The 20,727-nt window shown below is 60.3% G+C and carries 21 protein-coding genes; 16 read left to right on the plus strand and 5 right to left on the minus strand.

The window, feature by feature from the left end; all coding sequences use genetic code 11:
• The first annotated feature begins 1 nt into the window (after nt 1).
• The 11 genes from P8K07_01435 (at nt 2) to hemC (ending at nt 12,528) form a co-directional block, all read left to right on the plus strand.
• Nucleotides 2–1,486 carry a DegQ family serine endoprotease gene (locus P8K07_01435; GenBank protein MDG1957183.1) on the plus strand — a complete coding sequence of 495 codons (1,485 nt, stop codon included), beginning with the start codon at nt 2–4 and terminating at the stop codon, nt 1,484–1,486.
• Nucleotides 1,487–1,490: 4 nt separating this feature from the next.
• Nucleotides 1,491–3,920 carry a PBP1A family penicillin-binding protein gene (locus P8K07_01440; GenBank protein ID MDG1957184.1) on the plus strand — a complete coding sequence of 810 codons (2,430 nt, stop codon included), beginning with the start codon at nt 1,491–1,493 and terminating at the stop codon, nt 3,918–3,920.
• On the plus strand, nt 3,913–4,587 hold the full coding sequence (locus P8K07_01445) for a hypothetical protein (GenBank protein ID MDG1957185.1): 675 nt from the start codon (nt 3,913–3,915) through the stop codon (nt 4,585–4,587). The genes P8K07_01440 and P8K07_01445 overlap by 8 nt, the downstream gene beginning before the upstream one ends.
• On the plus strand, nt 4,584–5,594 hold the full coding sequence (gene tsaD, locus P8K07_01450; protein MDG1957186.1) for a tRNA (adenosine(37)-N6)-threonylcarbamoyltransferase complex transferase subunit TsaD: 1,011 nt from the start codon (nt 4,584–4,586) through the stop codon (nt 5,592–5,594). The genes P8K07_01445 and tsaD overlap by 4 nt, the downstream gene beginning before the upstream one ends.
• Nucleotides 5,595–6,377 carry a 16S rRNA (adenine(1518)-N(6)/adenine(1519)-N(6))-dimethyltransferase RsmA gene (gene rsmA / locus P8K07_01455; GenBank protein MDG1957187.1) on the plus strand — a complete coding sequence of 261 codons (783 nt, stop codon included), beginning with the start codon at nt 5,595–5,597 and terminating at the stop codon, nt 6,375–6,377.
• Nucleotides 6,370–7,176, plus strand: a complete 807-nt coding sequence (gene mutM, locus P8K07_01460) for a bifunctional DNA-formamidopyrimidine glycosylase/DNA-(apurinic or apyrimidinic site) lyase (GenBank protein MDG1957188.1) — start codon at nt 6,370–6,372, stop codon at nt 7,174–7,176. Before rsmA ends, mutM begins: the two co-directional genes overlap by 8 nt.
• Nucleotides 7,177–7,340: 164 nt before the next feature.
• Nucleotides 7,341–8,711 carry a transglycosylase SLT domain-containing protein gene (locus P8K07_01465; protein ID MDG1957189.1) on the plus strand — a complete coding sequence of 457 codons (1,371 nt, stop codon included), beginning with the start codon at nt 7,341–7,343 and terminating at the stop codon, nt 8,709–8,711.
• A gap of 41 nt (nt 8,712–8,752) precedes the next feature.
• On the plus strand, nt 8,753–9,397 hold the full coding sequence (locus P8K07_01470) for a hypothetical protein (protein MDG1957190.1): 645 nt from the start codon (nt 8,753–8,755) through the stop codon (nt 9,395–9,397).
• A complete protein-coding gene (gene ccsA, locus P8K07_01475) occupies nt 9,398–10,219 on the plus strand; it encodes a cytochrome c biogenesis protein CcsA (protein ID MDG1957191.1) in 822 nt (273 codons plus the stop codon).
• Nucleotides 10,216–11,580: a glutamyl-tRNA reductase gene (hemA, locus tag P8K07_01480; protein ID MDG1957192.1), complete on the plus strand. Its 1,365-nt coding sequence runs from the start codon at nt 10,216–10,218 to the stop codon at nt 11,578–11,580. Before ccsA ends, hemA begins: the two co-directional genes overlap by 4 nt.
• Before the next feature lie 21 nt (nt 11,581–11,601).
• Nucleotides 11,602–12,528: a hydroxymethylbilane synthase gene (gene hemC, locus P8K07_01485; GenBank protein MDG1957193.1), complete on the plus strand. Its 927-nt coding sequence runs from the start codon at nt 11,602–11,604 to the stop codon at nt 12,526–12,528.
• A gap of 11 nt (nt 12,529–12,539) precedes the next feature.
• On the opposite strand, the gene P8K07_01490 is transcribed toward hemC, so the two are convergent.
• Nucleotides 12,540–12,968 carry a hypothetical protein gene (locus P8K07_01490; protein ID MDG1957194.1) on the minus strand — a complete coding sequence of 143 codons (429 nt, stop codon included), beginning with the start codon at nt 12,966–12,968 and terminating at the stop codon, nt 12,540–12,542.
• A 71-nt stretch (nt 12,969–13,039) separates the two neighbouring features.
• Here P8K07_01490 and cobA point away from each other — a divergent pair, with 71 nt between their 5' ends.
• Genes cobA through P8K07_01505 form a run of 3 tightly spaced genes read left to right on the plus strand, consistent with a single transcriptional unit; the run spans nt 13,040 to nt 16,008 of the window.
• Nucleotides 13,040–14,557, plus strand: coding sequence for a uroporphyrinogen-III C-methyltransferase (gene cobA, locus P8K07_01495; protein MDG1957195.1), 1,518 nt, complete (start codon nt 13,040–13,042; stop codon nt 14,555–14,557).
• A 12-nt stretch (nt 14,558–14,569) separates the two neighbouring features.
• On the plus strand, nt 14,570–15,550 hold the full coding sequence (gene hemB, locus P8K07_01500) for a porphobilinogen synthase (GenBank protein ID MDG1957196.1): 981 nt from the start codon (nt 14,570–14,572) through the stop codon (nt 15,548–15,550).
• A 2-nt stretch (nt 15,551–15,552) separates the two neighbouring features.
• A complete protein-coding gene (locus P8K07_01505) occupies nt 15,553–16,008 on the plus strand; it encodes a VOC family protein (GenBank protein MDG1957197.1) in 456 nt (151 codons plus the stop codon).
• Here the strand turns inward: P8K07_01505 and P8K07_01510 are convergent.
• Both P8K07_01510 and P8K07_01515 read right to left on the minus strand, forming a co-directional pair.
• A complete protein-coding gene (locus P8K07_01510; protein ID MDG1957198.1) occupies nt 16,005–16,565 on the minus strand; it encodes a hypothetical protein in 561 nt (186 codons plus the stop codon). The two genes, P8K07_01505 and P8K07_01510, sit on opposite strands and share 4 nt — an antisense overlap.
• An 11-nt stretch (nt 16,566–16,576) precedes the next feature.
• A complete protein-coding gene (locus P8K07_01515) occupies nt 16,577–17,026 on the minus strand; it encodes a hypothetical protein (GenBank protein ID MDG1957199.1) in 450 nt (149 codons plus the stop codon).
• Between the two features lie 174 nt (nt 17,027–17,200).
• On the opposite strand from P8K07_01515, the gene P8K07_01520 reads away from it, so the two are divergent.
• On the plus strand, nt 17,201–17,971 hold the full coding sequence (locus P8K07_01520) for a lytic transglycosylase domain-containing protein (GenBank protein ID MDG1957200.1): 771 nt from the start codon (nt 17,201–17,203) through the stop codon (nt 17,969–17,971).
• Nucleotides 17,972–17,988: 17 nt separating this feature from the next.
• Here the strand turns inward: P8K07_01520 and P8K07_01525 are convergent, their stop codons facing one another.
• The gene (locus tag P8K07_01525) at nt 17,989–18,243 is read right to left on the minus strand and encodes a type II toxin-antitoxin system RelE/ParE family toxin (protein MDG1957201.1); all 255 of its coding nucleotides are present in this window, start codon (nt 18,241–18,243) and stop codon (nt 17,989–17,991) included.
• A gap of 118 nt (nt 18,244–18,361) precedes the next feature.
• Here P8K07_01525 and hisC point away from each other — a divergent pair, with 118 nt between their 5' ends.
• Nucleotides 18,362–19,420: a histidinol-phosphate transaminase gene (gene hisC, locus P8K07_01530; GenBank protein ID MDG1957202.1), complete on the plus strand. Its 1,059-nt coding sequence runs from the start codon at nt 18,362–18,364 to the stop codon at nt 19,418–19,420.
• On the opposite strand, the gene P8K07_01535 is transcribed toward hisC, so the two are convergent.
• A complete protein-coding gene (locus P8K07_01535) occupies nt 19,417–20,727 on the minus strand; it encodes a DUF4340 domain-containing protein (GenBank protein ID MDG1957203.1) in 1,311 nt (436 codons plus the stop codon). The two genes, hisC and P8K07_01535, sit on opposite strands and share 4 nt — an antisense overlap.

Below are 20,727 nucleotides of genomic sequence, written 5' to 3' on the forward strand. Positions count from 1 at the left end.
CATGCGCAGCATTGCGAAAATTGTATTTCTCGTAGTCATTGGATTTGCCACGGGATGGTTTGCGGTCGAGAACCGTTCCCCCGCAGAAGCTCAAGCGAAATCGAATATCACTGAGGAGACGGGCACCTGCGGTAAATGCGCTCTCCCGGATTTCGTGCAGCTATCCGAGAGGTGGCGTAATTCTGTGGTGAATATCGCCACGGAGAACAAGGCGCCGAAGCGCCGCCCCGGCTTTCGGGGCAATCCGCATGGAGGCAGCCCGCGCGGCGGCCCCGGTGGCCCCGAATTCAGCGATCCCTTCGAACGCTTCTTCGGGCCGGGTGGGCCGGGGCGATCGATGCCGCGGCGCAGCCTGGGATCGGGGTTCATTTTCGACAAGGCGGGTTTCATTCTCACCAACAATCACGTGATCGAGAATGCCGACGAGATTCATATCAAGTTGAACTCCGGCGAAGAATACGATGCCAAGCTGGTCGGACGTGATCCGAAAACGGACGTCGCGGTCCTCAAGATCGAAGCAGATAATGAGCTGCAAGCAATTCCCTTCGGAGACTCGGAGGCGCTGCGCGTCGGCGAATGGGTCATGGCGATCGGAAATCCGTTCGGATTGGACTTCTCGGTCACAGCGGGGATCGTCAGCGCAAAGGGCCGCTTTATCGGCCAAGGCAATTACGATGATTTCATCCAGACCGATGCCCCCATCAATCCGGGCAACTCTGGCGGTCCGCTGATCAATATGGACGGTCATGTGGTCGGGATCAACACGTCGATCTTCAGTCGAAGCGGCGGCAATATCGGGATTGGTTTTGCGATTCCGATCGACCTTGCTCGCGACCTGATCCCGCAGCTCAAGGCTGACGGCAAGGTAACGCGCGGTTGGATGGGCGTGATGATCCAGAAAGTCACCCCGGAAATTGCCGAAAGCCTTGGTCTGGAAGAGGCGAAGGGCGCTCTGGTGGCGGATGTCGTCGATGACGGCCCCGCAGAAAAGGCCGGGATTCAGGTTGGGGACGTGATCATGACGTTCGCCGGCAATGAGGTCGAGAGCTCCAACGATTTGCCGACGCTGGTCGCGCGCGAGCCGATCGGGGATGAAGTGCCTGTCGTCGTATGGCGGGACGGTGAGGAGGCCACCCTCGAGCTGAAAATCGCTCAGATGGAGGAAGATGATTCCGTTCTGTCGGATGATATGGCCGACGAGTTCGGTCTGTCCGCGCAAAATCTGACGCCGGAAATCTCCGAGTCGCTGGGGATGGACCCTGAAACCAAGGGTGTGATCGTCTCGGGTGTCGAGCCGGGAACCTCTGCGGGTGATGCGGGTCTGCGCCGCGGCGATGTCATTCTCGAAGTCAATCGTCAGCCGATCAAGGATCTGGATGCCTTCCATGCGAAACTGGCGGAGCGCAAGAAGGGCAAGAGTCTGCTCCTTCTCGTGCGTCGCGGAGACAGTACGGTGTTTTTGGCTTTGAAGCCGCCGGCTGATTGATCCCATGGCGGGGTCCTTAGGCCGCCGAATTCGATCGCTTTTCGTCGCGTTTGTCGTGGCGCTCATTCCCTTGGGCGCCGCGGCAGCGATCGGCGGATGGCTCGCTTACCAGGATCTGGCAGCCACGCTGGAGGACCGGTTTGCCGGCAGGCTATGGGATTTTCCGAGTCGAATTCTCAGCGATTCCTTCCTGATTTATCCGGGGTTGGACGTGTCGGCGGCGGGCCTCGGACGGCGCCTGCAGAGGCTCTCCTACGTTGAAGTGGAGGAAGAACCCTCTCGAGGCGGTGAGATGCGCTCCGGCGACGATTGGGTCGAGATCGCGCTCCGCCCTTCCGGCAATGACGCTCCGATTGCACGCCCGGTTCGCTTGTTGCTCGAGGATGACCGTGTCGAGGAGATCCGGGATTTGCGGACAGGGGAACTCCTTGGTGCGGTCTCTCTCGAACCCGAGGAGTTAACCGGCATTTACCAAGGTGACTGGGAAGGGCGTCGGGCGGTGGCGCTGGGGGACGTCTCTCCGATTCTTGTGCGAGCGGTTCTGGCAACCGAAGATGCTCGATTCTTTGAACACCACGGAATCGATTACGTGGGTATTGGTCGAGCTCTTTTGGCCAACCTGCAATCCGGTCAGGTGCGGCAGGGTGGGAGCACGCTCACCCAGCAGTTGATGAAGAATTTCTTTCTCAGCTCGGAGAGAACGTACCAGAGGAAACTTCACGAAATTGCGATGGCTCTCGTTGCCGAGCAGGAATACTCGAAAGAAAAAATCCTCGAGGCCTATCTGAACGAGATTTATCTTGCACAGCGGGGTTCTCGAGGCGTTTATGGTGTCGCAGAAGCCTCGAGGTTTTTTTTCGGCAAGGATCCTTCGGAGTTGACGGCAGGCGAGGCGGCAATGATTGCCGGTTTGATTCGTGCACCCAGTGCTTACTCGCCGCGTCGCTATCCGGAACGTGCTCGCCAGCGCAGAGACACCGTGCTTCGGCTTCTCTTTGAAGCTGGGGATATTGACCACGAGACTTTTCAGAGGGAGCGGTCTGCCGATTTACGGGTTTTGCCGGTGCGCGGCCAGAAACGACGGGCGCCCTTTTTTGTTGATAGTGTGCGCCGCGAATTATCCGAGAGATTTCCCGAGGAAGCTCTGGTCGCGGAGGGTTTTTCGGTCCATACGACTCTGGACCCGATGCTGCAGGAGTGGGCCGAATTAGCCGTCGAGACCGGGGTGGAGCGGGTGGCCGAACTGCGGGCGAAGCTTCATTCACCCCCGGAAAAGGATCGCCTCGAAGCAGCTCTGATCGCGATTTCACCTCGAACCGGCGCGATCCGGGCGATGGTTGGAGGGAAAAATTATCGCGAAAGCCAATTCAATCGGGTCACGGATGCACTGCGCCAACCGGGGTCGGGCTTCAAGCCGTTTGTATTCCTGGCGGGGCTCCTGCAGCCCGAACCCGAGCGTCATATCACGGCCGGCACCGTGGTCAGCGATACTCCCTTCACATGGGCCTATGAATTGGGCCAGACCTGGTCCCCAACGAATTACGGAGATCGCTATTGTGGTGATGTCACCGTGCGCACCGCTCTGGAAAAATCCCTCAACGCGGCGGTCGCTCGAGTCGCCTGGAATATTGGATTGGAGGAAGTGGCGGCATTTGGCGAACACGTCGGTATTCCCGGGCCACTCCTCGCGGTGCCTTCGATTGTTCTGGGTTCTCTTGAGGTGACACCTCTGGATATGACGGCGGCCTACGGAATCTTTGCCAGCGGCGGAATTCGAGCGGAACCCAATGCGATTGCGTCCGTGGAAACCCGCGATGGAGCGACGCTAGTCGGCGAGCCGCCCGCGATGCGACGCGTTGTCTCCCCGGCCGAGGCTTATGTGATGACGCATTTGCTCGAAGGCGTGATGGATCGCGGAACGGCCCGGGGAGCTCGACGGCGGGGTTTTCGTCGACCGGCGGCGGGCAAGACCGGCACAACCAATGAATATCGCGACGCCTGGTTCATCGGCTACACGCCGGAACTCCTGGTCGGAGTCTGGGTTGGATACGATGGCGGGACACCGCTGGAGCTATCCGGGGGCAGCGCTGCGTTGCCAATTTGGACGGAATTCATGCGGCGGGCGACTGCCGCGGACAAGCCTCGCGGATTCTCCGTGCCTCCGGGCGTGACGCTTGTCGAAGTCGACCGGAGAACCGGTCTTCCACCGCTGCCTCCGTCAGACCTGCCGGAGGAAGGCCCCCTCTTGCCCAAACCGGAGCCGGTGTTCTCACCGTGCGTTCCCGTCGAACCGATCCAACTGATTCGGGAAGCCTTTTTGACCGGCGATGAGCCAGAATTTTCCAGCCCACTGGCGCCGGCACGGATTTTCGACCAAGCTCTGGAAGCAGACGACCTCCCGGAGGAGCGTCTGGCCCCGAGAAACCATGATTGAGAAAATTACCCGAAGACTGCCCAGTGCACTTTGCTTTTTGGTTCTTGTCGCGATCGCATGCGCACCCGCGCGAGATCCGAGTCGTAACTGGGAGGGCAGGACGCCGCGGCCACAGCCGACGCCATGGCGCCCCTTGCTGCAGGACTGGTCTCCGGCTCCGCGACTGACACCCGCCCCGCAGGACCCGGCTCTTGGTTCACCTGCACCGCCGACACTTGCACCCACGCCCAACCGGCGAGGGATTCGGGATCGGACCCGCGATCCGCTGGCCTGGTCGATTCATCAGGGAACCACACCCGGGCAGGCCGCCGCGATGCGTCTGGTCGACAGGGCACGCGCCGAGCTGGAGGCGGGGACGGCCGGGCGCGCCTTTGAGCTTCTGGATGAGGCTGTGCGAGCCGACCCGGATTGTGTGCCCGCGTATCTGACGCGTGCACAGGCATCCTTGTTGGTGGGTTCGACGGCAGAGGCTCGGCGCGATCTGCAGGTTGCCGTCGCACTTGATCCCAAGGGTGCCTGGTTAGCGGAACTTGTCGCGGTAAACGGAGAAGTCTACGAGGTCGAGGGCGATGAGGACAGCGCGATTGCCTCCTATCGTCGGGCTCTGGGAATTTATCCTGCGAATCGAACGGCCCGAGTGGCCCTGACACGGTTGCTTGCCCGATGATTGTCCTCGGAATCGAATCCAGCTGCGATGATACCGGCGCGGCCGTTCTTCAGGATGGACGGGAGTTGTCGAATATCGTCGCTTCTCAGGATGATGTTCATGCTCCGTACGGGGGAATCGTTCCCGAGTTGGCGGCACGGAATCACGTTTTGCATATCGTACCCGTGATCGAGAAGGCTCTGGCAACCGCGGGTATGACCCTGGACGACGTGGAGGGAATTGCTGCTACGCGGGGGCCCGGCCTTGTCGGTTCGTTGCTTGTGGGATTGTGTGCGGCCAAGGCAATCGCCCGTGCGCGGGGACTTCCCTTTGTGGGGGTCAACCATATCGAGGGCCACCTTCTTTCGGGGGAACTGGACGCACAGGTGCCTCGGCCTTTTCTCGGATTGGTTGTCTCCGGCGGTCATTCTGCGCTGTATCTGGCTCGGGAGGATCGGAGTTTTGGCCTGCTGGGGCAGACAAGAGACGATGCGGCTGGTGAGGCCTTCGACAAGGCGGCCAAACTTCTGGGGCTCGGTTATCCGGGGGGCCGCGAGATCGAGCGAGTGGCGCGCGATGGCAATCCGCAGGCGATGCGATTGCCGAGGCCGCGCGTGCGCGGTGCTGCGCTCGATATGAGCTTTAGCGGCTTGAAGACAGCCTTGTGGCAGGAGGTTGCCAAGCGCCCGGAAATCGACGTGCCTGACGTGGCAGCGTCTTTTCAGGAGGCAGTGGTGGACACCCTCGCGGCAACGACAAGGCGTGCGTTGCGGGAGGTCGAGGTGAAGGCCCTTGTGGTGACGGGTGGGGTATCGGCGAATGGATTGCTGCGGGAGAGGATGGCCGAAGTCGCTCGGGAAGAGGGCGTGGATCTGCAACTCCCGGCGTTGTCGCGCTGCACCGATAACGCAGCGATGATCGCGTACGCCGGTTGGCAGAGGTTGCTCCGCGGGGAGCGCGATGAACTCGACCTGAATGCGGTCGCAACGCTTCCGATCGGCCCACGTATCGAGATTGCTGCCAGCTGAATGGGCGGGCGACGGCATGCGCTGGGCCAGCATTTTCTGGCGGATGACAGTTTCGTTCATCGAACCATCGCGCTTGCCGGACTGCCGGGCGAATCGTCGGTTCTGGAGATCGGCCCGGGGAAAGGGGCGCTTACCTTTCCGCTGCTGGATGCCGGCTATCATGTGACGGCAGTCGAGTTTGACCGCACTCTTGCCGAGAATCTGGCGACGATGGCGCCGGAGCGGCTCCGGGTCGAGCAGGCCGATTTCCTGAAATTCGACATCGATAGCCTTCCGAGTGGTCCGCTTTTTGTTGTCGCGAATTTGCCGTATTCGACAGGGACGGCGATTCTGACGCGCTTGCTCGAGAGACCGGAGAAGTTTCCGCGGATTGTTGTGATGCTGCAACGCGAAGTGGCCCAGCGATTGGTGGCCGAGCCGGGCTCGCGGGCCTACGGCAGCCTGTCGATCTTTACGCAAATGCAGGCAGCTGTGCAGATGGGCTTTTTGGTTCCGCCCGAAGCTTTTCGACCACCACCCCGCGTTGATTCTGCCGTGGTGCGGCTGGACCTCTCGGTGGAACCTCGGTTTCTCTGCGCCGATGCTCAGAAATTTCGGCGTCTGGTCCGCAGCGCCTTTGCGCAGCGGCGGAAAACGCTTCGCAACAGTTTGGGGACAGTTTACGGCAAGGAGGTTGCTCTGGCGGCGATGGCACGCGCCGGAATTGACCCTGTGCGTCGCGCCGAAACAGTTTCGATCCCGGAGTTTTGCGCTCTCGAAGCAGCCTTTGGCCAAGATGCCTGAGTTGCCGGAGGTTGAAACGGTCTGCCGCACGATCGCGCCGCATGTGGAAGGGCAGCGGATCTCTCGTGTGGTGGTTCACGAGCCGCGGTTTCGACGGCCGATTCCTTTGGATTTTGCGGGCCGTCTTCAGGGCCGCACTATCCATCAGGTCCGACGTCGCGGTAAATTTGTCATCATCGACATCGGAGACGGCGATGCCTGGGCAGTGCATCTGGGGATGTCGGGACGTTTGTTGCTCGGTGCACCTCCCCCGGAGGCCCGACATGTCCATGTGGAAGTCGAGTTGGATTCGGGGGCGCGGGTGTATCTGCAAGATCCTCGCCGTTTCGGAGCATGCTTTCTTTTTCGCGATGAGTCCGAACTCGGGAATCTGGGCGTCGAGCCTTTGAGCGATGCGTTCGACGAGGCTGCGCTTTGGGCGCTTCGAACCGCCCATCCCCGTCTCGCAATCAAGACGCTGCTGATGGACCAGCGCCTGATTGTCGGCGTCGGTAATATTTACGCCAACGAAGCGCTTCATCAAGCCGGTGTGCGCCCCGGACGCCGGGCGCACCGGCTTCGCCGCCGGGAAGCCAGTGCCATCGTGGATGCCATTCGAGAAGTTCTGGACCGCTCGATTGCGCTCGGTGGCTCTTCGTTATTGGACTATCGCGATGCCGAAGGGAACCCGGGGACCTTTCAGCAGACCCTGCGGGTTTACGACCGTGCCGGCCTGCCTTGTCCGGTCTGCGCCAGCCCGATCCGGACTCGCATGATGGGGGGGCGGAGCACTTTCTGGTGCAGCCCCTGTCAGCCGTGAGCCTTGTTTCCTGACCGTGGGGCGGGGCGATTTGCTCTGGCCGCGGAACCCGCATACACCGGTGATGGTATTGCGGCGCGCCGGGAATCCCGGCGGGGCACATTGGGGAAGGGGTTGCTGGTGGCTGATTCGAACCGGTGGAAACGAGCGGAGTTGTGGGCTCGATGATGTTGTCTCGCAAGAGTCGTCTGCGGCCCTGCGCAGCATCGCTTCTCGCGTTGGTTTTGGCGCTTCCTTTAGCCGGGGCCTCAGATGCCGGGGGAAGTCAATTACCGCGGCCGGCGTCGTTCGAGTCGTCGATCGGTTTTTGGCGTTCCATTTTCGGGACCTACTCTCGCAATCAAGTTGTGCTGCACGACAACGTCCATCTCGGTGTGGTGTACGCCGTTCTGGATTTTCGACCTCAAGACGAACCGGGTCGCTCGCTGACCCGGCAAGAGCGCCGGGCACGCGAGAAGCGAGTCAAGCACGAGCAGAAGAAAGTGGAGCAGGCTTTGGAACGCTTGCACCGGTTTGCCGGATCTCCACCGAAAATAACGCCGCTTGAGGCGCGTGTCCGAGATCGCCTCAAACAGGTCTCGAGCCCGGTCAACTATGCGCGTGCGTCGGGCCGCGTGCGCGCGCAATCCGGATTACGCGAGAGTTTCTCGAGCGGCCTGGTCCGCCAGAGTGGCTACCTTGCGGAGATGGAGGCGATCTTTCGCGCCCGGGGATTACCAGTCGAGCTGGCGCGAATGCCCCTTGTGGAATCCTGCTTCGACGTGGATGCCTATTCGAAAGTGGGCGCGGCCGGTGTCTGGCAATTCATGCCTGCCACCGGGCGGCAATATCTGAAAATCAACTCGGCACTGGATGAGCGTCGAGATCCGATCCGCGCAACGGAGGCTGCAGCCGAGCATTTGGAGCGTGACTATGAGGCGCTCGGAAGTTGGCCGTTGGCGGTCACGGCTTACAACCACGGCCGTGGCGGGATGCAGAGAGCCATGCGATCACACGGCTCGGATTTCGAATCGATGGTTAAGAATTATCGAGGTCGGCGTTTCGGCTTCGCCTCGCGAAACTTCTACATCGAACTTCTGGCTGCGATTGATGTCTCGAAAAACGCCGATGCATACTTCGGCAGACTTCCTGTTTTAGGAGTTCCGGAGCTGCGGGAGGTCAAGCTGCGTCGATCCATGCGACTCAAGGATGCAGCAGCCCATGTGGGCGTGCCAAGGGACCATCTGTTGGCGACGAACCCGGCGTTCCTGCGGCGCGTACGCTATGGCGTGGACCGAATTCCACGAGGCTACAGATTGCGGGTGCCTCGGACAGCCCACGATGCGACTCTGGCGACCCGGCGCCGCGATACAGGGCGAGAGTCTGCCGGCGCCAAGGAGCCCCGAGTGGTGGTCCATCGCGTGTCCCGCGGGCAGACCCTTGGGGGGATTGCGCGTCGATATGGATCCTCGATTCGCGAGATTCAAAAGATGAACGGAGTGCGCAACCCGAGGCGCATTCAGGCCGGTCAGGATCTAATCATCCCACTTGGGTGAGATTCTTCGAGAAATCCCCTGATTTATGCTAGGATCAAGGCATGGGTTTGTTCTCGATGTCCGTGGATCTTGCTGATCGGAACACTGTCGTTCTGAGCACGGGGGGGGAAGGGCAGGCTGCCGTCGGCGCACTAGCGGAAGCGGGAGCCCATGTTCGATGGATTGACCCTGAAATTCCTCAGAATTTTGCCCCTTCGTCGAGCCTCGAGATTTGTCGACGCAGCTACCAGCCCGGGGATTTGAAGGGTTGTTTCGTGGCAGTTTGTGGGCGTCTTCCCGGGACTGCCGTTGCCGAGGTCCGAGCCGAAGCCCTCGCCGATCGCGTTCTGCTTCATCTCGTCGGCCATCGGGGTGCTTCGAGCTTCAACCTCCCGTCGAATCTTTCGGTCGGCCCCGTGACGGTTTCGGTGGATCCGGGGAATGCCAGCGAGGCGCTTGCGGACCGAATTCGCGATGAGATCGCTGCAACGCTGGGTCCTGAATTCGCGTCGGCCGCCGACTATATGGTCACCCTTCAGGAGCGATTCGCCAAAGGCACGCAGCGCACGCAGGCGTTTACGCACCTTCTGCAGAGTGGTCTTCTGGAAGCCTTGCGTCGCGGGGATCCGGGACGGGTAGAGCGCATGACCGAGTCGATCTGTCGCGACTTGCCGAGACGCGAAGTCTCGGAAGAAGGCGAGATTTGAATGCGTTCGCTTCTTCTTGAGGGTAGCCTGCTCGCCTATCTCATCGGGACCGTTGCCGGCGGGTTGGCACTTTGGCGGCCTCGCGATGGTTTTCGCCATGCCACAATGCTGGCATTGTTGATCGGAATGGTCCTGCAGGGGTCTTCGATTTTGGCACGTTCGGCCGCAAGCGGCGGGATTGTGGTGCGAAGCTTTCCGGAGCAGGTCAGTTTCTTCTGCTGCTTGTTGGTAGCGGTGCACCTGCTCGCGCAGTTGAGATTTCGTCTTTCTGTTCTCACGGCGGTTGTGGGGCCCCTGGCATTTATCGGATCGCTGATCGGTCTTGTCGATCAAGGCGCGGTGGCGAATGTGCCCGAGTCTTTCAAAAGCCCGTGGCTACCGGTTCATATCACGCTGGCTTTCCTCGGGAATGCAGCCTTCGCGCTATCGTTTCTCGTGAGCCTTGCCTACCTCTGGCAGGAGCGGCAGTTGAAGTCCCGGGCCATCTCTCAATGGATCCGGCGCCTTCCGGCGCTTGAATCTCTGGATCGAATCAATTTCACATTTCTATCCTGGGGTTTCGTTCTGTTGACCTTGAGCATCCTCAGCGCCGTGGTGTGGGCGGAGCTTTCACTGGGGCGATTTCTTGCGTGGGAGCCCAGGACCACATGGAGCGCGATTGTCTGGTTGATTTATGCCGGTCTTCTTCATGCTCGAGTAACCGTCGGCTGGGGCGGTCGTCGCGCAGCGACTCTGACCATCATTGGTTTCGGAGTCCTGTTCATCTCCTTCCTCGGGATCAATATGCTCACGCCAGGGCAGCATGCGGTGGCCTACGGATGAGCGAACAAAAGAAAAATCGCATTCGTCCGCTGCGCGTATCCCCGACTGGCAAGGATCCTCTGGAAGTCTGGGTCGTGGGCATCAATCATGAGACGGCCCCCATTGAGTTGCGCGAAAAGCTCGCATTTCCGTCGGGGGAGCTGGGAGATCTGGCAACGCGCATTATCGCCAGTACCGGCGCCGAAGAAGTGGTGGTTCTCTCGACCTGCAATCGCGTGGAGATTCTCGCAACTGGCTCTCAGAAGCTCGAACTCGCGGGGCCTTTGACGGAGTTCCTCTCGGGTGAAGCGGCCATGCGCACCGCAGACCTCAATGATCATCGATATGTCTACCGGGGCCGGGATGCGCTGAAACACCTCTTTCGAGTCGCTTCGAGTCTGGATTCGATGGTGGTTGGCGAATCGCAAATTCTCGGTCAGTTGAAAGAGCAGTTCCGGATTGCGGCTGACCACGATAACGTCGGGAGTTTATTGCGGCGTTGCTTCGAGCATTCGTTTCGTGTCGCCAAGCGGGTGCGTAACGAGACTGAAGTGGCCACCAAGGCTGTGTCGATAAGTTCCGCAGCGGTAGACCTCGCCCGGCGAATTTTCGACGACCTTTCCGGGAAGACCGTGATGCTGATTGGCGCCGGCCAGATGGCCGAATTGGCTGCCAAGCACTTCATGGGGGCAGGCGTCCGTAATTTGATCGTGACCAACCGTTCCTTCGATCGTGGGGTCGAACTCGCGCGGCGTTTCGACGGCACCTCGGTGCCATTCGACCGCTACCAAGAGTATCTCCCCATGGTCGATATCGTGCTCGGCTCGGTCGCTGCCGATGGCGCTATTCTCGAACGGGAGGCGATCGCTCCGGTTCTGCGAGGCAGGCGCGGCCGCCCGATGTTCTTGATCGACCTCGGCGTGCCTCGAAATTTTGACCCGACGATCAATCAGGTAGATGGTTGCTACCTCTACGACATCGATTCGTTGGCGAGTGTGGCTCAGGATCATCGCGCGGAACGAGCGAAAGAAGCTGCGAAGGCGGAAGTGATCATCCATGAGGAGTCCGATTCGTTTTGGGAGATGCTGCATGGGAACGATATCACCCCGACGATCGTCGCTCTCCGTGGCAAACTTGAGGGCATTCGCACCTCCGAACTGGACCGAGCCAAAACGGTTCTGCGACGGATGGACCCCGAGGATCGCGAAGCAATGGAGGCGATGACGCAGGCCATTGTGAACAAGATTTTGCACATTCCATTTTCGGTCTTGAAGGACCTCGCCCGGGAGCAGGATGCGGGCGGCGCCAGTGAAGCGAAGGACTTCGTACACCATCTCTTTGAGTTGGAGATGTTGTATGAGGACAAGAGCAAGGGGGGTTGACCTTTGGCCGCGCCGCTTCGAGTGGGGACGCGAGGGAGCGACCTCGCGCGCACGCAGTCCGGTCAGGCTGCCGCGCTTCTTGAAGCGTCAGGTGAGTCGACCGAAATGGTAATCGTCCGAACCTCGGGCGACAGATTGTCCAAGGTTTCGCTGGCGAAGGTGGGCGGCAAGGGCTTGTTCATCAAGGAACTCGAAGAAGCTCTGTTGTCCGATGAGATCGACATGGCGATCCACTCGATGAAGGATGTGCCTGCGACTCTGCCCGACGGTTTCATTCTCGGCGCTATCGGGGCACGGGTGGACGAACGTGATGTTCTGGTGCGCTCGCGCGAGTTTCAGGGGCCGGAAGAGGGACTCGATGGCCTCCCTCAGGGTGCTCGCGTTGGAACCGGAAGCCTGCGCCGCCGAGCGCAACTGGCCTCTCTTCGTCCCGACCTCGAGGTGGTGGCGATTCGTGGCAACGTCGACACCCGACTGGGCCTTCTCGATGGCGAGGATATGGATGCCGTGGTGCTTGCGGCCGCCGGGATCCAACGGTTGGGGCTCGATGTTCAAGTCCATCCCCTTGCCTCGGAGACGTTTCTCCCCGCCGCCGGCCAAGGGATCCTCGCGATCGAAATCCGCGCAAATGATGAAGCGACGCGTCGGCGATTAGCGCCTCTGCATGATCCAGCGGCGGCAACGGCCGCTGCTGCGGAAAGAGCCTTTGTACATGCGCTCGATGCGAGTTGCACCGCACCCGTCGCGGCCTGGTGTCGCGCGGAGGAGACCCATCTGCGCTGCGATGGTCTGGTCGCATCGCTCGATGGTCAGAATATTCTTCGAACGACACTCACCGCCGCGCCGGAAGAGGCTGCATGGTTGGGCCGCGAAGTTGCTTCGCGCCTTCTGGATCAGGGAGCAGCCGAAATTCTGGCGGAGGTGGAGCGAGCGATTTGGGCGAACTGAGGGCAGTCGGTTCAGCGGTCGAGGTCTTCGCCGGGCGTGGGCAGGGCTCCCTGAATCGTTTCGGGGACGAGGATGGTAAAGTCCGAGCGGCGATAGAGCCGTCCCCGGATCCGAACCTCCTCGGCAATATATTCACGAGCCATGCCCGCAGGATCACTCGCAGGTGCTGCGGCGGCGATCCCGAAAATACGACCAGTCTTCGCTTCCCGGATGGCGAGAGACGCACCATTGGCGAGGCTCGCGCGACTGCAATCGGCGAGATCTGCGAGCTGAGAGGGTTCGCGAAGCAAGCAACTCAGGGCAAAGATAGTTCCATCGACCGTGATTGGCGTACCCGGGATGGCTGTCGGGGTGGGCTGGGGCGTGGGCGTAGTGGCCCGGCTTTGCGTCATTGGCCAAAGCATCACGAGCAGGGCCGGGACAAGCAAGCGCAACAGCATAGAGCTAAATCTCTTATCAGGAACTGGGAACTTCTGCCCGCTTGCGAGCCTGGTTCGGCAGGAGAGCTTCGATGAGTTCGGGGTTGGTCTATCTGGTAGGTGCGGGGCCGGGGGCTCCGGGTCTGCTGACATTGCGCGGGCGTGAGTGTCTGGAGCAAGCGGATGTGGTCCTCTACGACTATCTGGCCAACCCGGAGCTCCTCGCTCATGCCCCACCGGAGGCGGAAAGGATCTTCGCCGGCAAACATGGGCAGGGTCCGCATGTTCTTGAGCAGGCGGATATCAACCGACTCCTGATTGACAGGGCAAGCGAGGGGCTTTGCGTTGTCCGTCTCAAGGGGGGCGATCCCATGGTTTTCGGACGAGGCGCGGAGGAGGCCGAGATTCTTCGTGAGGCGGGGATTCGATTTGAGATCGTGCCGGGCGTGACTTCCGCACTCGCCGTGCCGAGTCTGGCCGGAATTCCTGTGACCCATCGTGATTGGGTTTCCGGGGTCACGATCCTCACGGGGCATGATGCCGCGGATAAAAAAGAAACGCAGATTCATTGGGAGGCCGTTGCCCAAGCGGGGAATACGATCGTCATCCTCATGGGGTTGACGCAGATGCGCCGTAATCTCTCGGCCCTCCAGGCGGCAGGACTGGCACCGGAGACCCCAGCTGCGGCAATCCAGTGGGGGGGGAGTCCTGCCCAGAAAACTCTGGTTGGAACTCTTGAGGATCTTGCCGACCAGGTGGCCAGTCTGAATCTGAGGCCTCCGGTGACTGTGGTGATTGGCGAAGTGGTTCGTTTGCGGAGCTCGGTGGAATGGTTCGAGCGGCGACCGCTCTTCGGGCGTCGGATCGTCGTGACACGACCAAAGCATCAAGCGCCCCGGTTGGCCGGTTTGCTGGCCGAGCAGGGTGCTGAAGTTCTGGAGTGTCCCACAATCGAAATCCTTCCGCTGGACGCCACGCCCTTGCGCGAGGAAATTCAACGCCTCGATTCTTATGACGTTCTGATTTTCACGAGCACAAACGGCGTCGATCAATTCTTCCGGATCTTGAAGGAGGAGAGGTTGGATGCCCGCAGTCTGGCGGGGCTGCGTCTTGTGGCGATCGGCCCCCAGACCGCGCGCAGCCTTGCCGACCGGCAATTGCTTGTGGATGTGCTGCCCTCCGAGTTTCGCGCCGAGGGTATTCTTGAGGCTTTCGCGCAGGATTCTCTAGAGGGGTGCCGGGTTTTGTTGCCCCGTGCCGAAGGGGCACGATCGATTCTTCCCGAGACCTTGCGCGAGCGTGGCGCCAACGTGAAGGAGATCCTGACCTATCGAAGCGTGGCACCGCAAGATGGTGTTGCGGCCTGGGACAAGATTGTCGCGGAAGGTCTGCCGGATTGCATCACTTTCACGAGCTCGAGCACCTTTACCAGTTTTCTGGGCATTCTCGATCAATCCCGAGAGGGCCGATCCGTTCTGGACAAGATCAAGCTCGCCTCCATCGGTCCGATTACCGCTCGGACGATTCGTGATGCCGGTTGGGCTGCCGATATCGAAGCAAACCCGTTTACGATTCCCGACCTGGCTGCGGCCATTACCGCGAAGCTCTAGGAGATTTTGACAATGAGCATGTATCCCCTTGTTCGACCTCGTCGCTTGCGCCGCACGGCACGGATTCGCCAACTGGTGCGCGAAACACGTCTGGAAGCGTCTCAGCTCGTATTGCCGCTCTTTGTGGTGCCGGGGACCGGGGTTTCGCGTCCGGTACCGTCCATGCCCGGTGTTTCCCAATGGTCGGTGGACCGCGTCGCCGAAGAGGCCGGCAGGGCCTTCGACGCTGGCGTTCGGAGCGTGATTCTCTTCGGTATTCCGGAGGAAAAAGATGCGCAGGGGAGTGATGCGTGGCGAGACGACGGTATTGTTCAACAAGCTCTCGCTGAATTGCGAAAGAAGCTGCCGGAGTTGCTTCTGATCACTGACGTTTGTCTTTGCGAATATACCGACCACGGACATTGCGGGGTGCTTCAGGGCGAAGAGGTTTTGAACGATCCGACACTGGACCTCTTGGCAAGAGAAGCTGTTTCGCATGCCCGTGCGGGCGCGGATATTGTGGCTCCTTCGGATATGATGGATGGTCGTGTCGCGGCGATTCGAGATGCCCTTGATGATCATGGATTCGAGGACCTTCCGATCCTCTCCTACGCGGTGAAATATGCCTCGGGTTTTTATGGTCCGTTTCGCGACGCTGCTGATTCGGCGCCGAGTGTCGGTGATCGACGTGGGTATCAAATGGACCCGGCCAACCGACGCGAAGCTCAGCGAGAGTTGGCTCTCGATCTGGAAGAAGGTGCGGATATGGTGATGGTCAAACCTGCTGGACCGAACCTCGATATTCTCGCGGATGTCCGGGCTTCTTGTGATGTGCCGGTTGCCGCTTATCAAGTCAGTGGTGAATACGCGATGATCAAGGCCGCAGCGGAACGCGGGTGGTTGGACGAGGCTCGTGTGCGCGAGGAGAGCCTTGTGGCGATCCGTCGAGCGGGTGCCGATCTGATTTTGACTTATTTTGCGATCGATCAGGCTTTGGCTCTGCGGGAGGGCTGAGGGTGAGTCTGGCGTTGCATGCGGTGTCGCATATCGGTCTTTGCGTCTCGGACCTCGAAGTATCTCTCTGTTTTTACCGGGATCTTCTTGGCTTCCGCGAAAGAGATCGGCTGGAGGTCCAGGGGGATCTCGCGAGTCGCTTGCTGCAGTTGGCGGATGTCGATCTTGTCGCGGTTTATCTCGAGCGTGACGGCCTGACCCTTGAATTACTTCACTATCGTAACCCTGAAAGTGTGGCGGGTGAACGCGCGCGGCCGATGCATCAGCACGGGTTCACGCATCTTTCGTTGCAGGCCGAGGATCCGAGCGCTGTGCTTGGGGGGTTTCGCGACGCCGGAGTCGAGGTTCTCGAGTCGACGATTGTGAAGGTCGGAGACGTTGTCGTGGCGTTTTTGTTGCGCGATCCAGACGGCCAGACGCTGGAAATCACGGCGGCGCGCAAGCCAGCGCGAGATTAGAAGCCGAAACGGTCCAACCAGGTTTCGTCAGCTCCGCCGAGCCCGAATTCGACGGGAAGCTTGGTGGGTGAATCCTGGTCACTGCCGATTCGCAATCGCCTCGGCATTTGCCGACCGTCGACCTTGATGTCGACGATCAGCGATTGGAAGTCGCCGGCAAGAATGACGTCCAGTCCATTGAGGCTGGTCTCCGAGGTTCCATCGAAATCGATCCGACTGGGGCGCTGCTGGCGAATACGAAGCTTCTCGGATAGCGGCGCGGTGTCCTTGAAGACGCCTCGGCCGGTCGCGATCAGCGACCCCGAAATTTCGTGGGTCTCATTGTCGGGGACAAAGCGCAGATGGATTCTGCCTCCCTCGCTCCAGAGCCGGACATAAATCTGTTCGGCCGGCACAGTGATTTTCGGTGCACCATAAAGCAGTCCGAAAGGCAGACGGTCGAGCCGTCCGAAACTATGGGTCGGGAGGGCCAGAAGGATTGCCAGAATCGTCGCAAGGCTGTGTCGAAATGCTGGTCGACGCCCCTCGAAGGGGAGATGCCTGCTCTTTCGCGCCATCAGGGTCGTTTTCAGTCTTCGCTTGGCGGCAGAGCGCCGTTTTCAATCCAGATTTCGATCATGGCAATTTGGTCGGGTGACAGGAGCGGTGCGCCCAGAGGCATGACGAGGCCTTCGCCGTCGGCGAGGTCGCCATTTACCTTGTTCACAAGATAACTGGCGCTGACGTCTTCGGGGGAGACGAGCAGGTAGCCGCGTTCCGCCGCGGCGGCGTTGGCCGGCACAATATTCACGAGCGCGTCGTAGGATTCCGCTGCGGTAAGGGAGAGACCGCCAGCGCGGGTTCCGGAGGAGTGGCAGGAAGAGGAAATGCAACTGGGTGTGAATATTTCGGCTTGGATTGCCACATATTCCCCACTGGGTCCGACCCCGGGTTCAGGTCCCTCACCGGCACACCCCAGCAGGCCGATTGTCAGCAGAAAGCCGATGGCGCTGGCAATAATTCCATTGAAAACGGGCATTTTCTTTCCTTTCTTGTTCGTTGAGCGGTTCGCTTGCGATTCGCCTCTCGGCGGATTTCCCCCAAGCAGATGGACCTATAGCGCAAATCCGGACAGCTTGCCGGTTGCAGGCTGCTGCAGTAGGATTTGCTCTGGAGTCTGCGATTTCTCTGTTGCAGCGATCCCGGAAATTCTATGAAATTACATCAGGCCCTATTCGGGTTCCTGTTGTGTTGTTCCTGTTCCACAGCGGAGGAGGCCTCACTGCAGGAGCTTCCTCTTCCGGTCGAGGTCGTTCCCGCGGTCGTGGTCGAGGTGCCCTCTCTGCCGATCCTGAGCCATCCGGTGCAGAAGCGGGTGGCCTACGCGAACCGCACGGTAGGCGCTCTCCGGGACCATCCCGCTGTCGTGGCCCAGGCACACGATCTCGCGCGCGATAGTTGGACTGTCCGCGTCGGCCTGCGGCGGGCGGATGCTTTCTTTGCGATGATCGAGGAGCAGCTCGTTCATCATAACGTGCCCCGCGAATTGGCATTCGTACCCATGGTCGAAAGCGTATTCCATCCCGAAGCGCGCGGGCGGAGAGCCGTCGGTTTGTGGCAATTCACCAAGGCAACGGCGCAGGCCTATGGTTTGCGGGTGGACGGCCAGCTGGATGAACGCCGAGACCCGGTCAAATCCACAGCAGCCGCAATCCAGTACCTCCGACATTTGCATGATCGCTTCGGTTCGTGGGAGTTGGCTCTCGCTGCGTATAACGCCGGCCCTTCTAGAGTTCGTCGGGCGATGAGGGCTCGCCCGGGCGCAAGCTTTTGGGAACTCTCGGAGGCCAAGCTTCTGCCACCGGTGACCCGGCGCTATGTTCCGAAGGTGATCGGCAGTGCTCTTCTGGCCGACGATCCCGAACGTTTCGGTCTGCGCCTGCCTGAGGGTCTGGCCGCGGTCGCGTTTTCCCGCACCAGTTGATCCCTGAACCGCTGCCTCTAATGGAGCGTCTCGATTTGACTGTCGATCACGCCAAGGACAGTCAGGGCGTCGTCCCGCTCGTCAAAATCGTATAGAATCGAGTAGCCTTCGATCGGGAGGGAGAGGCAGCCGCCTCTGCCTTCCAGGATCGATGATCCATAGGGCAAAGGGTTGTCAGCAAGATCGAGAATGGCGTCGCCGATCTCCTGTAGCGAGGGTCCAAAGATCTGTTCCATCTCGCGGTATGCACTATAGGTGACGCTCAGCTTCATACGGGTCCGCATTCGTTGTTCTGGTTCATCTGTCCGGTTCTGTATGCCAAAGTCGATCGGAGTTCGGAGCCAGGTTCTTTAGCGAGGGAAGACGATTGTTGTTATCGTGGAGGAAAGAATGACACGCACAGCAGATGGCCCGGCAGCCGCGCGGTTGGTCCGCCCCGCAGTGGCCGAAATGGGCGGTTACAAGCCGGGTGAGCAGTCCAACTCGCCTGACGTCGTAAAACTCAATACGAATGAGAATCCCTATGCGGCTTCTCCACGAGTGATCGAAGCGATTCGTGCCGCCGCGAGTGATTTACGGCTCTACCCGGACCCGTCGGCACTTTCCCTGCGGAAGGCTGCAGGCTCGGTATGGGGTGTGGATCCGCATGGAGTTGTGGTGGGCAATGGATCCGACGAACTCCTGACGGTTTTGTTTCGTGCGATTCTCGATGCGGGCGACCGGGTGGCGTATCCGGTTTCGACATATTCCCTATACGATACTCTTGCGGAACTTCAGGGCGTCGAGGCCCTCGGCGTGCCTTATGGGCCGAACTGGGAATTTCCCCGCGCCGCCCTCGAGAAATGCGACGCGAGACTTTTCTTGATTTGTCGTCCGAACGCACCGTCAGGGACCTTGCCGTCCATCGCGGATGTCCGGAGTCTTCTGGCGTCGCGACCGGATGCGGTGGTGGTCGTGGATGAGGCCTACGCCGATTTTGCAGCCGAGAACGCAATTGGTCTGGTCGGCTCCTATCCAAACCTGGTGGTTCTGCGCACCTTGTCGAAATCCTATTCTCTGTGCGGCCTTCGTGTCGGCTTTGCCCTGACGACAGCCGACCTGGCTGCGCAGTTACACAAGGTCCGGGATTCTTACAATCTGAGCGCCGTCGCTCAGGCCGGAGGTGAGGCGGCCTTGCTGGACCAGGAGCATTTCGCGATCAATCGAGGCAAGATTCTGCAAAGTCGGACGCGCTTGGTCGACGAACTGCGCGAGCGGGGGTACCAGGTTGCCGACTCGCATACGAATTTCGTTCTGGCTACCAAGCCCGGCGTTCCGCAGAAGCAAGTTTTTGAGGACCTTCGCGACAAGGGGGTCCTGGTGCGCTGGTTTCCCGTTCTGCCCGATTCCATTCGCGTCACGGTGGGGACGGATACGGAGATCGATCGCTTCTTCCTCGCGCTTGGTTAGCGAAAATCTGCGACACTTTTTTCAAGCGCTCGCCGTTGCTCGGATGTGATCGTATAGACCAGCGCCGAGCCTTCGCGGTTGATCACCTCCGCTTCGCCGAATGAGGCGATGAGGAAACGGGCGAGCGTCTCACCATCTTTCCCCGAAAAAGTGACGACGATGTCCGGCTGATCCAGTCCGAAGTGCTCGGCGCCGCCAGCCGTGCTTAAAGTTTGTGCTCCGGCCAGAGCGAGCGTCATGGCGAGGTAGCTCTCCACGCGAATGGTCTCTGCGCGCGCTTTATTGGCCAGCCATTGGTCGCCACGACGCTCGAGCAGGATGTCGGGTTCGGAGCGCTGACTCAGCGTGAGCTTCTCGATATCGACTGGCGACAAACGGATCAGTGATTTGTCACGGATTGTCTCCGGGGTGAGGTCGATTGCCGCCACTTCGGACCTTGGCACCGAGTAGAGAGTGGGGAATTGGTCCGTTCGTATCCATATCTCATCATCGCCGGCGCGCAGGTTTGGACCCCCGACCCAGATACGGTGCGTTCGCCCCGCGCTCTTCCATACGATCTCGAGAGGGGCCGGGGCGAATCCGTAGGCGGCGAGGTCTGCCGCGGCGGGTTCATCGAAAAAGCTTTTGGCTTCAAGGCCACGGACCGCCCTGATCCAGAGCTTCACGGAGGAGGTGCTCGCTTTTGCGCTATATGGCTTCAGCATCTGCCAGTCCTGCCCTGTCGCGCGCAGCACGATCTCCGGGAGACCGGTGCGACGTAGCTGGATTTCGGTCGGGTCGAGTGCCTCGGTGAAGACCTGTCGACGACGTAGGTCCTCGAAGCCTCGGTTGGCGGCGAAGGGAATATCGCTCGAGGCGACGAGCGTTTCGGAGCCATCGCCGCGCTGCAGATAAGCGCGCTCTCCGAGTGGCGTTTTCCGGCCCAGGCGAATGGAGGCGAGTTCCTGGTGGATCGTAGCCAATCGAAGGGTTGCCAGCGGTGGGTCCAGCCCGAAGGCGGCCTCGTTCTCGTCCGCCAGTTCGATCGGGCGTAACTCACCCGGGTTCGCGAGGGTTTCAAGCAGCACCTCGACTCGTGCCGTATCCGCGAATGCGTCGATCGGTTCGACGATTTTCCAGATAGATGCCTCCTTGCGCAAAAGAAGGGACTCCCCCGGTCTTTCGATGCGGATGGAGGTCACGGCGCTTGGAGGGACCTGCAGCAATGTGTCGGTTCCGGAAACAGCGATGTCGCGTTGGTCCAGGATCAGGGCGAGGCCGACCAGAAGAGTCGCCAGCGCCAGCAATCCTGTGGTTCGTGGACGCAT

Source organism: Candidatus Binatia bacterium (assembly GCA_029248525.1).
Classification (GTDB): Bacteria; Desulfobacterota; Binatia; order UBA12015; family UBA12015; genus UBA12015.